Below are 14,240 nucleotides of genomic sequence, written 5' to 3'. Positions count from 1 at the left end.
CGGGGCATTTTTTATTTACAGATACTTCTCGCAAAAGATTAATTGAATGGTGTTTATTTCATCATTTGGTAAAGCTGAATGGCCTGACTAGCTTCTTTTATATCGTGTACCCTCAGCATCATTGCTTTGTTCATTAGCCCAACGGTATTTAGAACGGTGGTTCCATTTAAAGATTCTTCTGGAGTAATTTTCAAAGTCTGGTAAATGGATGACTTTCTAGAAACGCCTAATAACAGTGGCTTTCGAAGTATTTGTAAGCTTTCTAGTTCTTTCAATAAGGCAAAATTGTCTGCAATGGTTTTCCCAAAACCAAAACCAGGGTCAATAATAATGTCTTTTATTCCTGCTTGGTTACAGGCATCAATACGTTCAATAAAATAATCTAAAATTTCTGTAATGATATTGTTGCTTTGAGGCTTCTCGTGCATGTTTTCAATAGTCCCCCTACTGTGCATACAGATATAAGGAACATTTAAAGAACCCACTGTAGACAACATATTGTCAAAGAATCTTCCACCACTGATATCGTTAACTATATCAGCACCTGCATTCACTGCAGCTATTACAACTGTTGGATGATAAGTGTCTACAGAAATTAGTGTGCTAGGAAATGCTTTCTTCACCGATTCAATAACTGGTGCCACTCGATCCATTTCTTCATTTGCCCCAATTTGTACACTCCCTGGTCGGGTACTTTGGCCACCAATATCCAAAATAAAAGCCCCTTCTTTTATCATGGTCTCCGCTTTTGTTAAAGCAGCTGCAGAAGTAGCTGCCCTACTTGCCCCAAAAAAAGAGTCAGGGGTGGCATTAATAATGCCCATTACTACGGGATGTTCTAAAGTAATTAAAGTTCCTTTGCAGTTTAGTGTAAACATAGCTTCGATTCAATTAAATTGCAATCAATTCAAAGATATTCTGAAAATGTTGGATACCAATACACAATACAACGAAGCAGTAAGCGCTTGCAAAGAAATATTTATTAAGAAAACCAAGGACTATGGTACTGCATGGCGCGTATTGAGAACCATTTCTGTGGTAGATCAAATTTTTATTAAAGCATTGCGTATTAGAACCATTCAAGAACTCAAAACCCAAAAAGTGGGGGATGATATTCGCTCTGAATTTATTGGTATTTTGAATTATGCCATTATTGGGTTAATACAATTGGAATTGGGCAATTCAACAGTGGAAGAATTAGCGGTAGACCAAACGGAGGCATTATACCAAAAGCAAGTTCAGTTTGCGCAAGATACCATGCAGTCTAAAAACCACGATTATGGTGAAGCATGGAGAGAAATGAGCCAGGAAAGTTTTGCCGATTTAATTTTGGTAAAACTACTTCGAATTAAACAGATTTTACAAAATGATGGGAAAACGTTGATTAGTGAAGGCATTGATGCCAATTATGTAGACATCATCAATTACGCAGCATTCGCATTGATATTAATTCAAGAAGGAAAACACTAACTATGAAAAAAATGCTGTTGTTGGTTCGGTGGATGGTGGGCTTGTTATTCATTTTTTCTGGTTTAATAAAAGTGAATGACCCCATTGGATTGAGTTATAAAATGCAGGAATTTTTTGAGGTCTGGAATATGCATTTCTTAAACGATTATGCTTTGTTCTTTTCCATTGCCATGAATAGTTTTGAAGTATTAGCTGGCGTAGCAATCATCATAGGTTGGCGCATCAAGCTCTTTAGTTGGTTATTGTTGTTGCTGATTATATTCTTTACCTTTTTAACTGGGTATGCGCACTACTCTGGGAAAATAAAAACTTGTGGTTGCTTTGGGGATTGCCTTCCCTTAACAGCTGCTCAATCTTTTTACAAAGACCTGTTTTTATTGGTGCTGATTTTATTCTTGTTTGGGTTTAAACAATACATCAAGTCTGCAATGTCTAATGCTTGGGCATTTACTTTGGTTGCATTAACCTTGGTAATTTCTACTGGCGCGCAATTCTATGTACTAAAGCATTTGCCTTGGATAGATTGTTTGCCATATAAAGTGGGTAATAATATTTTACAAAAAATGGAAATGCCCGTTGGCGCAACACTCGATAGTATGCAACTTGTTTTTGAATACCAGAAAGAAGGGAAAACCATTGAGTTTGATCAAGAACATTTTCCCGAAAATTTTGATGATAGTTATATTTTCATCAGCCGTAAAGACAAACTAGTTAAAAAAGGAAATGGACTCAAGCCTGCTATTGTAGATTTTTCATTAAAAACGCTAGGCGGGGTAGATACTACACAAGATGTGTTAACTACAAAGGGTAAATATGTATTGGTATTGGCCAAAGATGCTGCTGGTATGGAAGACTGGGAATCGGCAGTAAAAAAGATTTTATCTGCCATTTCCGAAAAAGGAATTCCTATTATAATTGTTTCTGCAGAAGGTAGTAAAATGAAAAATGCTTTTCCAAATTATACAGTACTGAACTGCGATGCCACAGTATTAAAAACTGCTGCAAGAGTAAAGCCTACTTTTATGTTCATGAATGGGGCTAAAATTGAACAAAAACTCAGCTATATCAACGTTACAAGCGTCCTCCCTAATTTTTAATCTCTTTTTGTTATTTCATGAGATTGACCGAACTTAGTGTACTAACAACACAATCATGAACACGGTTAAAAATATTTTAGATAAAAAGGGCCCTTATTTTAACGGAGTTGCTTCTACTATGAAAGTAATTGAAGCATTATCATTAATGAAAGCAGAGAATTTAAGCTATGTGATTGTTAAAGATGGCGAAGATTTTAAAGGGATAATGACCGAACGAGATTATGCACAAAAAGTAGTGTTGTTGAACAAAAATTCAACCGATACAACCGTTCAAGAAATTATGACAACGGGCTTGCCTTCTGTTTCTATGGATACCACTTCTGAAGAATGCATGAAGTTGATGAACCAGCATAAAACAAGGTACTTAGTTGTTTGCGAGGGGTTCGATTTTAGAGGCATTATTACCATTCACGATTTAATGCGCGACAGCCTAGAAGCAGGAGATGAGTTCTCTGAGCCTATTTATTAGTAGGCCCCCTTTATTGAATAATTACTTCGTTAATCAGTTCTTCTCCAAAAGCTTCATTAATCCTTAAAATGATTTGAGGTTTTTGAAAAGAGAGTTCGTTTTTAAGCGGACCAATATTGGTATGGATGAATAATTTTTTCTGAATAATTTGAATCTTATCAGTGTATTTGGCCACCGTTTTTCCCATCAATTCTTCCCATATATCTTCTATTTGTGCAGCACGGATGCCCTTTTTTAAGTGGTTCATCCCCTTCAAGTTTTTAAGTGCATCTCCAATTTTCATCTCTGCCATAAACTAAAGTTAAGCGTAATTTTATAAAAGAATTAATTGATATGGGCTGCCAGTTTGCTCTAATTTTTCTTTGATTCTATCTGCATGTGTATCAGTAATAAATACTTGCCCAAAATGATTACTGCATACTTGATCTAATAAATGCGCCATTCTATTTTCATCCAACTTTTCAAATACATCATCTAATAATAAAATGGGAGGAACGCCAATGGTCATTTTCAAGTATTCCCATTCGGCTAATTTAATTGCAAACAATAAACTCTTTCTTTGACCTTGTGATGCTTCTGATTTAAATGGGCAATTGTTTAAGTAAATGCCCATATCGTCTCTATGAACACCTCGTGATGTTCTTTGTAAAACTTTATCCTTGGCTAAGTTTTCTGCTAGTATTTCTTTAAATGAAGTACTTAGTAGTTGACTCTCATATGACAATTGCAAGTCTTCGTTTTTGCCTGCAATACTTGTATAATTTTCACCTACCATTGGTAAAAAAATGCTTAAAAATTGTTTTCGTTGATGGTGTAAAAAGGTTCCTTTAAGAATCAATTGCTCATTGTATACTTCTAATAGGTCGTTGCTCATTTGTGGCTGTTCAGCCATTTGCTTTAATAAACTATTGCGTTGTTGTATAATTTTATTGTAGGCAATTAAATGAATAAGGTAGTCTCTGTTGGTTTGAGATAGAATGCTATCTATCAGTTTTCTTCTTTCTTCACTTGGACCCGCAATCAGTTCAACATCATCGGGGGCAATCATTACACAGGGGAACTTGCCAATATGATCTGAAATCTTTTTATACGATTCGGCATTTACCAATAATTCCTTCTTATTATTTTCTCTTAAAATAAAAGTGACTTCGGCATCTTTCCCTTCTTTAATAAAATTTCCTGAAAGGCGCATGCCTTGTTTGCCATGTTGTACATTTTGGGCATCGGTTCTAGCAAAATAACTTCTAGAAAACCCTAAATAATAAATGGCGTCCAACAAATTGGTTTTGCCCGTGCCATTTAACCCACATATTGCCACAATTTGTTGATTAAAAACTTGGTGGTGATTGGCGTAATTCCTAAACTGTACAAGGTTTATTTCCTTAAGCTGAAGCATGTATTACAAAGTAAAGAAGAACCACTTGAATTATTCCCTTTTGGTATGGAAGAAAGCATTTAATTTTAATAAAAATTGGGCATTTGAAAACAATCTTATCAGAAGAACAGATGGCGTTGAGTATTCAAAGACTCGCACACCAAATGTTGGAGAACAATAAAGACATGGCCAATACGGTAATTATTGGTTTACAGCCAAGAGGTATTTATATGAGCGACCGTATTGTTGCTGCTTTAAAAGAGATCATTCCCATTCATCCTTTTCATTATGGAAAGTTAGATATCACTTTTTATAGGGATGATGTTAGAAAAACCTTGCATATAGCCAATGAAACGGATATTCCCTTTAGCATTGAAGGCAAATCGGTCATATTGGTGGATGACGTATTGTATACTGGTAGAACCATTCGGGCGGCATTAGATGCATTATTAGATTTTGGAAGACCCGCTAAAGTTTCTTTGTGCGTTTTAATAGATCGAAGGTTCAGCAGAGAGCTTCCCATTCAACCAGATTATGCAGGTAAGGCCATTGATACCATATTTACCGACAAGGTAAAAGTGAACTGGAAAGAAAAGGATGAAAAAGACGAAGTTGTTTTAGTCTAAATGATTAATTTTGCTTTTTAATGAAACTATCTACCAAACACTTACTTGGTATCAAGGACCTCAATAAAGAGGATATTCAATTAATTCTATCTACTGCAGGGCAGTTTAAAGAAGTTCTACAAAGACCAGTTAAGAAAGTTCCTTCCTTAAGAGACATTACGATTGTGAATTTGTTTTATGAAAATTCTACCCGTACCCGAATGTCTTTTGAATTAGCTGAAAGAAGGCTTTCGGCCGATGTACTCAATTTTACTGCAAGCAGTTCTTCTGCGGCCAAAGGCGAAACTTTGTTGGATACCGTCAACAATATTTTGAGCATGAAAGTAGATCTGGTGGTGATGAGACATAGTGCTTCGGGCGCACCCCATTTCTTAGCCAAACATATTCCTGCTGCTATTGTGAATGCAGGAGACGGCATTAACGAACATCCTACTCAGGCTTTGTTAGATGCATTTTCAATGCAAGAAAAAACAGGTAGGATTGAGGGATTAAAAGTGGCAATTATAGGAGACATCATGCACAGTAGGGTTGCACTCAGCAATATGTATCTCTTGAAAAAAATGGGTGCAGAAATAACTGTTGTGGGGCCACCAACACTAATACCTAAATACCTAGAAGAGGCTTTAGGGGTAAGGGTTACTTATAATGTTCAAGAAGCATTACAATGGTGTGATGTAGCCAATGTATTGCGCATACAATTGGAAAGACAGAACCAGCCTTTGTTTTCTTCTTTACGAGAATATAATTTAGCATACGGCATTAAGCAAAAAATGCTAGATAAGTTAAATAAGGAAATAGTAATTATGCATCCTGGACCCATTAATCGTGGAGTTGAACTAGACAGTGATGTGGCTGATGGACCGCACTCTATTATCTTAAATCAAGTAGAAAACGGAGTAGCAGTTAGAATGGCTGCCTTATATTTACTGGCTGGCAGGTCCGACGAAAATTAACCAAATAGTTATCATGCAAAGAATATGTCTTTTCCCAGGAACATTTGATCCTGTTACTTTAGGACACACTGATATCATTAATAGAGCACTCCCATTATTTGATAAAATAGTGGTTGGGGTTGGTATCAATTCTTCTAAGAATCCCATGTTTAGTGCAGAACAGCGCATGGAGTGGTTCAGGGATATTTATAAAGACGAGCCAAGGGTAGAAAGTGTTGCATATGATGGATTAACTGTTCAGTTTTGTAAAAAAATTGGCGCCCATTTTATCTTAAGGGGTATCCGATACGTTAGTGATTTTGAATACGAGAAAACCATTGCAGATGCCAATAGAACACTCGACAATCAAATAGAAACCATCTTTTTAACAGGGGAACCCAAATATACATCGGTGGCTTCTACCATTGTAAGAGACATCATTAAAAATGGGGGAGACGCTTCACCATTTCTTCCTCAAGCGGTAATTAATACCCTTAAAAATAAATTATGATTTGGTTCAATAAAAGCCTTACTGCTGCTCATTTTGCTGGCATGGGTAAGGGAAATATGGGGGAACATTTAGGGATGGAGTTTACCGAGATTGGGCCAGATTTTATTAAAGCTACTATGCCTGTAGACCATCGTACCAAACAGCCTTATGGATTATTACATGGAGGTGCTTCTGTTGCACTAGCAGAAACATTGGGTAGTGTTGGTGCCGCCATGGTGGTAGACCATACCGAATACATTTGTGTGGGTCAAGAAATTAATGCCAATCATTTAAGAAGTGTTCGTTCTGGAATAGTAACTGGAACTGCAAAGCCCATACATATTGGATCGAGCTCTCAGGTTTGGGAAATTAAGATTCATGATGAGCGAGACCACTTGGTTTGTATTAGCCGGCTTACTGTGGCTGTTTTAAAAAGAAAAGACCGATAATTTCTTTAATACTTGCAAAAGAATCCGCAATCAATGCATTTACATCTGATAGTGGAACCCATTTAATATCGGTAATATCTTCCTCCGTTTGTGGTATTAATGCGGGTACACCTTTAACCGACATGGTATACCAATGACTTTCTTTAATTACCTCTTCTTTTAAATAAGGGTCAAAATATTGGTGGTTGGTAATTCCTAAAAAATCAATCAAGGTTAAATGTCCAACACCTGTTTCTTCTTCTACTTCTCGCATAGCACACGCTTCAATGGTTTCATTGGGGTCTACCTTCCCCTTGGGCAAATCCCAAGAACCCCTTCTGAAAATAAGGAGCAATTCATTCTGCTCGTTCAGCACTAATCCACCCCCAGCTTGTATAATTTTTAACTGCATAAAATAATTGATGTGCAAATCTCCATAATTATCCATTGGAAAATAGGATTTACTTTTGTGTTATGACAAATGAAAAAGCAGTTGCAGAAAAATTATTGCAAGTTCAGGCCATCAAATTGAGTCCTGACCAGCCATTTACTTGGGCAAGTGGATGGAAGAGTCCTATTTATTGTGACAATAGAAAAGTGCTGTCATTCCCCTATGTAAGAGATTTTATTAAGAGTGAATTATGCAGCGTAATATTTGAGCAATACCCTGAAGCAACCGTGTTGGCTGGGGTAGCAACCGCAGGTATCCCATGGGGAGCTATGGCCGCCGATCAACTAAAACTTCCTTTTATTTATGTAAGACCCAAACCCAAAGAGCATGGATTGGGCAATCAAATTGAAGGAGCATTAGAGCCAGGGCAGCGGGTATTGGTGATAGAGGATCTTATTTCTACCGGTAAAAGCAGTTTACAAGTAGTAGATGTATTGAAAGCAGCAGGTGCTGAAATTGTTGGAATGATCTCTATATTCAACTATGGATTTGAAGCTGCAACCACTGCTTGTGCCAATGCAGGGGTAAAAACCAGCAGTTTAACCAACTATCCAACCATGATAGAATTGGCTATTGAAAAGGGATTGGTAACGGCCGATACCAAGGAAACCCTACTGAATTGGAGCAAGGACCCGGCTAATTGGGGAAAATAAATCAAATAAAAGATGCGCAAATTATTATTGATATTGAGTTTAACGGTTGCTTCTAGTGCTTTTGCACAGCAACCCAAGCAACAGTGGGTAACCATTAAGTCGGCCAATTTAAAGTGTTGGGAATGCAAAGATAAATTGGAGAAATACCTGGTGCAAGCCAATAAATCTACCATGGAATCTGGACTTATTCAATGGAAAATCAATTTGTTACAAGGGGAAATTAAAGTTCAATTTTGGCCAGACAGGGCCGATGCCTCTGCTATAAAAGCGGCTTTGAACAATGCAGGTTTTGATGCAGACGATGATAAAGCAGAACCAGAAGCCTATGCTAAACTTCCTCCAATTTGCAAAAGAGCAGAAGATGGAGGAGGGCCTAAACCACCCAAACCATGCCATATACCCCCCGTTCAATAAGGGTTATTTAAACAAATTAATTTCTTGTCTTGCTTCGTAGGTAAAGGGTAGGGTTTTAAAAATTCCCCCTTTACCTATTTTTACGTTCCCCTTTGCCTTTATTAGAATTTCCTTTTTAAACATTAATTGGACCGCATTTTTCATCAGGTTTTGCATATCTACATTAATGGAAGATGGCAAAATAAATTCGCTGTTTTTGGGAATGCGCATAAGTGTGTCTAGTTGGAATTTCCCCAAGTAAATATTATCTAAATAAACATCACTTTCTACTTTTTTAAGGTCAAGTCCAAATTTATTGGGGTTAAAATAGACCAATTCAAAATTGATGGCAGATTGGTTAAAGCCCAATTGTTTCAATTCTAGTTTCCTAACATCTCTGTATTCCAATTCTTTTGGAGCTTGGCAGGAAGTGATAATTAGCGAAATAAAGGCCAAGAATAGGAGGGTTCTCACGGTGATATGTTTTATCAAAAGTAGTTGAAATAATCGCTCTATGGAGGGATTATTTTTCGTATCTTGTATGCTAATGTATTTAGTATTAAGAGCAAAAAAGAACCAAATTTGATATACTCAATTATTTAGTATCAAATTAAGTATATAAATAATTGAAATAAAGCATTTTAAAACGTTTATTGATTTAAAAAATAGAAGCTATATCATCAATATTATGAATCAATTGCTTATTCTGAGTAGTAGGTTCAACAAGATTAAATAATATGAAATTATTAATTGATTATCAATATTTTGGAACGGTTAATTACTATAAAATGTTGTTTAACTTTAAATATATTGAATTTGAAGAATATGAGCGCTACCAAAAAGGGAGTTTTCGCAACCGTACCATCATCCCTGGCGCCAATGGATTAATTCCATTATCGGTTCCCCTGCAAAATGGCAGAGACCAACGAGCCCTTTTTAAGGACATCAAAATTGCCTACAAAGAAAATTGGGTGTTGCAACATACCCGGGCTTTGGACGCCTGTTACATGCGTGCTCCTTTTTATGAATTTTACCGAGACGCCCTTTTTGCTATTTTAGGTAACCAAGAAGATTTTTTGATGGAGTTAGACAAAAAGCTCATTCAATGGGTGCTCAAAATGATGAAAGCCAATTTTGACCTTTCTTTTACCAATAGTTACCAAAAAGAGCCAGCTTCCGATACAAAGGATGGAAGAAACCAGCTTTTGCCCAATCAAGTCATTTCCGAAAAAGACCAAGTAGTTTATGGGCAGGTCTTTGATGATCGGATAGGATTTCAGCCCAATATGAGCATATTAGACTTGTTATTTTGCAACGGCCCCGCTTCCGCTGGTCTATTAATAGACAGCAATAGCCGATTTTAACGTGTCTTTGGTGTGAATTTGCGGTTTATGAAGTATTATTGTTAACCAATTGATGATTTGAGAAAGCCCCCCGAACTGATGAAGAAATGTAGTTTGCTGCTATTGTTGTTTTTTGTTCCAATGTCCTTATTGATTGCACAGGATTTTTCTAATAGGGGGAAAGATTTCTGGTTAGCCTATCCAGCCCATATTGATAATACCAATTCTAGAATGGCCCTGTATATTTCTTCAACAGAAAATACCAGTGGGCAAATTGATTTAGACGGAAAGACTATTCCATTTACGGTAACAGCCAATCAGGCCACAACTATACAAATTCCGCCTACTTTTTATTTAGTGTACAATGCACAAGCAGATGGCATTAATGCAGCAAAAGGTATTCATGTAACCTCATTAAAACCAGTGGTGGTTTATGCTCATATTTTAAACGCAGCTAGATCTGGATCTACCTTGGTTTTTCCAACAAATGTTTTGGGGAAGGAATATGTTTCTTTGAATTTCACTCAAATTACAAATCAAGGACGAAGTCAAATAACTGTTGTAGCAACAGAAGATAATACTAACGTAGAGTTTAATTTAAAAGCCAATAGCTCAGGAGCACCAGTAAGAGTTGCTGGACAAGCTTATACTATAGCATTAAATAAAGGGGATGTGTATCAGGTTCAATCTATTTCGGACCTAACAGGATCATCTATTAGAAGCATATCTACCACCGGGTCTACTTGTAAACCTATTGCTGTTTTTACTGGTTCGTCTTGGACTGGTTTTTGTTCGCCAACTATTACAAGTGGTAATGGCGGAGATAATTTATTTCAACAAGTATTTCCATCCAATGCATGGGGTAGAAATTATATAACTGCTCCTTTTGCTAGAAAGTTGGCAGATGTATATAGAATTATTGTAAAAGACCCTACTACCGTAGTTAATTTAAATGGTACTGTAATTAATGCTGCAACTTTAAAGCAAAACAGCTATTATGATTTTGTAAGTTCTCAACCCAATATTATAACAGCAGATAAACCAATATTGGTAGTTCAATATATGACATCGCAAAGTTGTGACGGAAGTAATATTGGAGATCCAGAAATGGTTACCATCAACCCGCTAGAACAAACCATTAATAATGTATCTGTGGTTTCAGCTCGTAGAGATTTAACTCCACCCAATACGAATATTACTAGCCATTATTTGAATGTGTTAATGAAAACTGCTAATACTGGAAGTTTAAAAATAGATGGGGCAACGCCTACTTCTCCTTGGGTCCCCATACTCAATTCAGCTTATTCCTATTTAAGAGAAGATGTTACCGTTAGCACCCAAACCAATCCCAGCCATAATATTCAAGCGGATAGTGGTTTTATTGCAATAGCCTACGGTATGGGGAATGTAGAAAGCTATGGATACAATGCAGGAACCAATATTGTAGACCTAAATCCTCCAGTTACTATTCAAAATCAATTTCCCAATTTAGCCACCGTTAATTATTCGGCTACTTGCTCTAATACTTCATTTAGTTTGAAGTTGGCATTGAGTTATCAACCTACCAAAATTGTGCTTGACTTTTTAGGGGCTTCTAATTTAACTGGCCCACCAATCAGTACATTCAATCCAACTAGTTTTGATTCAACTTACAATTCAAACGGTAAAACCTATTACGTTTATAAGATTCCTCAAACCTATACTTTCACTGCAGCTGGCACATATCCCATCAAGTTCACTACTACTTCATTATTGCCTCAGTCTGATGGTTGTAGCAATACCAATGAACAAGAGATAACCGATAATATTGTAGTGAATAATGCTCCTATTGCCAATTTTTCGGTAAGTACCATTGATTCAGGTTGTGTTACCGCACCAATTCAATTTGCCGATTTATCTACGGGGTCGGGTAGGGCCATTGTTGCCTGGAATTGGGAATTTGGAGACGGATCCGTTTCCACTACTCAAAATCCTGCTAAAACCTTTGCAGCCGCTGGGGACTATAACGCCAAACTCACTGCCATTACAGATTTTGGCTGTGTTGCTTCTAAAACCGTTCCCATTAATTTATCTAATAAGCCGGTTGCTTCCTTTACGGTTCCTGCTATTACTTGTATAAACAGTGCTATTAATTTTACAGATGCATCTACCATAGTACCTGGTACTGCTAATAATACTATTGCTCAATGGAAATGGAACTTAGATAATGGCGCAGGTGTTGTAACAATTAATACCAATACGGCTCAAACCAATACTTATACTACTTGGGGAACCAAAGATGTGTATTTAAATACGGTTTCAAATACAGGTTGTACCAGTGACACATTTAGAATTGCTGGTGGATTCAAAGCAAATCCATTACCTGTGGTTGGATTTATATTACCCGAAGTTTGTTTGAATGATGCCACTGCAACATTTACAGACACTTCTAGTATTGCAGATGGTACGGAAGCGGGCTTTAGTTATTTGTGGAAATTTGATGATGGCGTATCAACAGTAGATCCTACTAAACGTCCTGTGCCTTTAACTGCAAATACCAATTCAAAATCAACGGCTGCGAGTTATAAAACTTTTGGCAACTATACGGTCTCTTTACAAGTTACTTCAAATAATGGCTGTATTACCGCTGATAATAAATCATTTACGGTAAATGGAAGTACGCCAGTTCCAAAATTTGAAGTGGCCAATTTATTGAATGGTATACCTATTTGTACCAATGACTCTCTAAAAATCATAAATCAATCTACGGTTGATTTTGGAGATGTAACTAAGTTAGAAGTAGTATGGGATTTATTAGGAGCACCTACCACAACAGTCACCGATCAAGCCCCCTTGGTTAATAAAGAATACAGCATTCGTTATGGTATCCCAACCACTGCATTAACCCCAGCAACCAAAGATTATTCAGTAAGAATTAAAGCCTATTCTGGGCAAGCTGAATCTTGTTCAAGAACACTTACCAAAATTGTTACAGTCACTTACTCGCCTGCAGTAAGCTTTAGTGATATTAGAGATATTTGTTACGATGCAGCGCCTCGTTTAATTACGCAAGGAAGTTTTATTTCTGCATTAACTGCATCACCTACTTACTCAGGTAAGGGGATTAGTGCTGCAGGTTTATTAAATCCAATCACCACTGGAGTTGGAAATGATACCCTTAAATATTTTGTTCAAAACAGTGCAGGATGCAAAGACTCTGCCTTTCAGCCCATTACCGTTTGGCCTTCGCCAGTAGCAAAATGGGGCATTGCCGATCCCGCTTGCGAAAAAAATAATATTGTATTTACTGATAGTTCTGTTGCTAACTTCAGCAATATTGCTCAATGGAATTGGAATTTTGGGGATGGTAAAACAGAAACCAGAACCAATGCAACAGCATTTACCCATGTATTTGATACTGCGCAAAATTATTCAACCGCATTGCAAGTAGTAACTGATAGTGGTTGTGTTAGTACCAGCAATCAACAAATTATTCGCATCAATCATTTGCCTAAACCCGCATTCAGTTTGCCTGAAATTTGTTTGCCTGACGGAAGGGGTACATTTATTAATCAGAGTACTATTGCCGATGGGTCTGAAGCTTTATTTAGTTATGTATGGAATTTTGGAGACCCCAATGATCCTAGTTCTTCTACATTAAAACAACCAACACATAAGTTTACTGCTGTTGGTCCTAACAATATTAAATTAAAAATTACGACTAAGGATGGTTGTATAGATTCTTTAACCCAAGTATTGAATACCATTTACCCTTGGCCAAGAGCTTCTTTTTCAGCAACCCCAACTGAAGTATGTCAAGGTGATCCAATTCAATTTACCGATTTAGGAAATGGCATTACCAGCGCTCCTGTAAGATGGGAGTGGAACCTGGGTGGTGGTAATACTTCCACTTTGCAAAACCCTAGTAAAGTATTTACCGATTCAGGTAATTATACCATTAGTTATTATTTCTATAATTCACAGGGTTGTGTTAGTGATACCGTTAGCCAAACCATTGTTGTACATCCTTATCCTGTTTTAGAATTGGGTCCTAATGTTGTGGTATTAGAAGGTGGCACCAAAGCATTGAAGCCTGAATTTGTGTATGGTACCAATTTAAATTATCAATGGACTCCTCCATTGTATTTAAATAGCGATATTGATTCCATTCCTAAAACAACTCCATTAGGAGATATTACTTATAGGCTCAACCTTACTGGAATTGGGGGTTGCATGGTTACTGATACCATTTTTGTAAAACTATTGTTGGCACCAATTATTCCCAATGCTTTTTCACCAAATGGAGATGGAATTCATGATCGTTGGAGAATTCAGTATTTAGAAAGTTATCCAGGTGCAACTGTTGATGTATACGATCGATATGGCATGTTGGTGTTTAGCAGTATTGAGTATGCAGTTGATTGGGACGGTACAAGAAATGGGAAATCATTGCCCATTGGTACGTATTATTACATTATTAATCCAAAGAACGGCAGAAAAATCATTACTGGTTCTGTTACAATAATTAAATAAG

Annotated in this window: 16 protein-coding genes; 11 read left to right on the top strand and 5 right to left on the bottom strand. The window is 36.9% G+C overall.

What is annotated here, in order from left to right:
• Positions 1-53: 53 nt before the first annotated feature.
• A complete protein-coding gene (gene folP / locus Q8S25_RS08715) occupies positions 54-878 on the bottom strand; it encodes a dihydropteroate synthase (protein ID WP_305536827.1) in 825 nt (274 codons plus the stop codon).
• 46 nt (positions 879-924) lie between these two features.
• On the opposite strand from folP, the gene Q8S25_RS08710 reads away from it, so the two are divergent.
• The 3 genes from Q8S25_RS08710 to Q8S25_RS08700 are packed head-to-tail and all read left to right on the top strand — an operon-like array spanning position 925 to position 3,036.
• Positions 925-1,470 carry a DUF1599 domain-containing protein gene (locus Q8S25_RS08710; RefSeq protein ID WP_305536825.1) on the top strand — a complete coding sequence of 182 codons (546 nt, stop codon included), beginning with the start codon at positions 925-927 and terminating at the stop codon, positions 1,468-1,470.
• A gap of 2 nt (positions 1,471-1,472) precedes the next feature.
• A complete protein-coding gene (locus Q8S25_RS08705) occupies positions 1,473-2,567 on the top strand; it encodes a BT_3928 family protein (RefSeq protein ID WP_305536822.1) in 1,095 nt (364 codons plus the stop codon).
• Between the two features lie 55 nt (positions 2,568-2,622).
• Positions 2,623-3,036 (top strand): CBS domain-containing protein, encoded by a 414-nt coding sequence (locus Q8S25_RS08700; RefSeq protein ID WP_305536820.1) that lies wholly within the window; start codon positions 2,623-2,625, stop codon positions 3,034-3,036.
• A gap of 10 nt (positions 3,037-3,046) precedes the next feature.
• Here the strand turns inward: Q8S25_RS08700 and Q8S25_RS08695 are convergent, their stop codons facing one another.
• Positions 3,047-3,328, bottom strand: a complete 282-nt coding sequence (locus Q8S25_RS08695) for a DUF721 domain-containing protein (RefSeq protein ID WP_305536818.1) — start codon at positions 3,326-3,328, stop codon at positions 3,047-3,049.
• A gap of 21 nt (positions 3,329-3,349) precedes the next feature.
• A complete protein-coding gene (locus tag Q8S25_RS08690; protein ID WP_305536816.1) occupies positions 3,350-4,432 on the bottom strand; it encodes a DNA replication/repair protein RecF in 1,083 nt (360 codons plus the stop codon).
• 83 nt (positions 4,433-4,515) lie between these two features.
• Between Q8S25_RS08690 and pyrR the strand changes: the two genes are divergently transcribed.
• Genes pyrR through Q8S25_RS08670 form a run of 4 tightly spaced genes read left to right on the top strand, consistent with a single transcriptional unit; the run spans position 4,516 to position 6,908 of the window.
• Positions 4,516-5,037: a bifunctional pyr operon transcriptional regulator/uracil phosphoribosyltransferase PyrR gene (gene pyrR / locus Q8S25_RS08685; protein ID WP_305536814.1), complete on the top strand. Its 522-nt coding sequence runs from the start codon at positions 4,516-4,518 to the stop codon at positions 5,035-5,037.
• A gap of 20 nt (positions 5,038-5,057) precedes the next feature.
• Complete coding sequence (locus Q8S25_RS08680; RefSeq protein WP_305536812.1) at positions 5,058-5,990, top strand: aspartate carbamoyltransferase catalytic subunit; 933 nt, start codon at positions 5,058-5,060, stop codon at positions 5,988-5,990.
• A 13-nt stretch (positions 5,991-6,003) separates the two neighbouring features.
• The gene (gene coaD, locus Q8S25_RS08675) at positions 6,004-6,480 is read left to right on the top strand and encodes a pantetheine-phosphate adenylyltransferase (protein WP_305536810.1); all 477 of its coding nucleotides are present in this window, start codon (positions 6,004-6,006) and stop codon (positions 6,478-6,480) included.
• Positions 6,477-6,908: a hotdog fold thioesterase gene (locus Q8S25_RS08670; RefSeq protein WP_305536808.1), complete on the top strand. Its 432-nt coding sequence runs from the start codon at positions 6,477-6,479 to the stop codon at positions 6,906-6,908. Before coaD ends, Q8S25_RS08670 begins: the two co-directional genes overlap by 4 nt.
• Here the strand turns inward: Q8S25_RS08670 and Q8S25_RS08665 are convergent.
• Positions 6,874-7,335 carry an NUDIX hydrolase gene (locus Q8S25_RS08665; RefSeq protein WP_305536806.1) on the bottom strand — a complete coding sequence of 154 codons (462 nt, stop codon included), beginning with the start codon at positions 7,333-7,335 and terminating at the stop codon, positions 6,874-6,876. The genes Q8S25_RS08670 and Q8S25_RS08665 overlap by 35 nt on opposite strands.
• 26 nt (positions 7,336-7,361) lie before the next feature.
• Between Q8S25_RS08665 and pyrE the strand changes: the two genes are divergently transcribed.
• Complete coding sequence (gene pyrE / locus Q8S25_RS08660; protein ID WP_305536804.1) at positions 7,362-7,991, top strand: orotate phosphoribosyltransferase; 630 nt, start codon at positions 7,362-7,364, stop codon at positions 7,989-7,991.
• A 12-nt stretch (positions 7,992-8,003) separates the two neighbouring features.
• Positions 8,004-8,405, top strand: coding sequence for a copper chaperone (locus Q8S25_RS08655; RefSeq protein ID WP_305536802.1), 402 nt, complete (start codon positions 8,004-8,006; stop codon positions 8,403-8,405).
• A gap of 3 nt (positions 8,406-8,408) precedes the next feature.
• Here Q8S25_RS08655 and Q8S25_RS08650 read toward each other — a convergent pair whose 3' ends face one another.
• Positions 8,409-8,858 carry an LEA type 2 family protein gene (locus Q8S25_RS08650; RefSeq protein ID WP_305536800.1) on the bottom strand — a complete coding sequence of 150 codons (450 nt, stop codon included), beginning with the start codon at positions 8,856-8,858 and terminating at the stop codon, positions 8,409-8,411.
• Between the two features lie 263 nt (positions 8,859-9,121).
• Here Q8S25_RS08650 and Q8S25_RS08645 point away from each other — a divergent pair, with 263 nt between their 5' ends.
• Together Q8S25_RS08645 and Q8S25_RS08640 are read left to right on the top strand one after the other, a co-directional pair.
• Positions 9,122-9,748: a WbqC family protein gene (locus Q8S25_RS08645; protein ID WP_305536798.1), complete on the top strand. Its 627-nt coding sequence runs from the start codon at positions 9,122-9,124 to the stop codon at positions 9,746-9,748.
• 78 nt (positions 9,749-9,826) lie between these two features.
• On the top strand, positions 9,827-14,239 hold the full coding sequence (locus Q8S25_RS08640) for a PKD domain-containing protein (protein ID WP_305536796.1): 4,413 nt from the start codon (positions 9,827-9,829) through the stop codon (positions 14,237-14,239).
• Position 14,240 lies beyond the last annotated feature (1 nt).

The organism is Sediminibacterium sp. (genome assembly GCF_030695065.1).
Taxonomy (GTDB): Bacteria; Bacteroidota; Bacteroidia; order Chitinophagales; family Chitinophagaceae; genus Sediminibacterium.
The sequence above is the reverse complement of the archived record's forward strand: the minus strand, read 5'-3'. Positions and strand labels throughout refer to the sequence as shown.

What these genes read in the sequence shown, in the direction of transcription:
- coaD (WP_305536810.1), top strand. Translation starts at nt 6,004, where the DNA reads ATGCAAAGAATATGTCTTTTCCCAGGAACATTTGATCCTGTTACTTTA.
- pyrE (WP_305536804.1), top strand. Translation starts at nt 7,362, where the DNA reads ATGACAAATGAAAAAGCAGTTGCAGAAAAATTATTGCAAGTTCAGGCC.
- Q8S25_RS08705 (WP_305536822.1), top strand. Translation starts at nt 1,473, where the DNA reads ATGAAAAAAATGCTGTTGTTGGTTCGGTGGATGGTGGGCTTGTTATTC.
- Q8S25_RS08710 (WP_305536825.1), top strand. Translation starts at nt 925, where the DNA reads ATGTTGGATACCAATACACAATACAACGAAGCAGTAAGCGCTTGCAAA.
- Q8S25_RS08655 (WP_305536802.1), top strand. Translation starts at nt 8,004, where the DNA reads ATGCGCAAATTATTATTGATATTGAGTTTAACGGTTGCTTCTAGTGCT.
- Q8S25_RS08695 (WP_305536818.1), bottom strand. Translation starts at nt 3,328, where the DNA reads ATGGCAGAGATGAAAATTGGAGATGCACTTAAAAACTTGAAGGGGATG.
- Q8S25_RS08645 (WP_305536798.1), top strand. Translation starts at nt 9,122, where the DNA reads ATGAAATTATTAATTGATTATCAATATTTTGGAACGGTTAATTACTAT.
- Q8S25_RS08670 (WP_305536808.1), top strand. Translation starts at nt 6,477, where the DNA reads ATGATTTGGTTCAATAAAAGCCTTACTGCTGCTCATTTTGCTGGCATG.
- Q8S25_RS08690 (WP_305536816.1), bottom strand. Translation starts at nt 4,432, where the DNA reads ATGCTTCAGCTTAAGGAAATAAACCTTGTACAGTTTAGGAATTACGCC.
- Q8S25_RS08640 (WP_305536796.1), top strand. Translation starts at nt 9,827, where the DNA reads ATGAAGAAATGTAGTTTGCTGCTATTGTTGTTTTTTGTTCCAATGTCC.
- Q8S25_RS08665 (WP_305536806.1), bottom strand. Translation starts at nt 7,335, where the DNA reads ATGGATAATTATGGAGATTTGCACATCAATTATTTTATGCAGTTAAAA.
- Q8S25_RS08680 (WP_305536812.1), top strand. Translation starts at nt 5,058, where the DNA reads ATGAAACTATCTACCAAACACTTACTTGGTATCAAGGACCTCAATAAA.
- folP (WP_305536827.1), bottom strand. Translation starts at nt 878, where the DNA reads ATGTTTACACTAAACTGCAAAGGAACTTTAATTACTTTAGAACATCCC.
- Q8S25_RS08700 (WP_305536820.1), top strand. Translation starts at nt 2,623, where the DNA reads ATGAACACGGTTAAAAATATTTTAGATAAAAAGGGCCCTTATTTTAAC.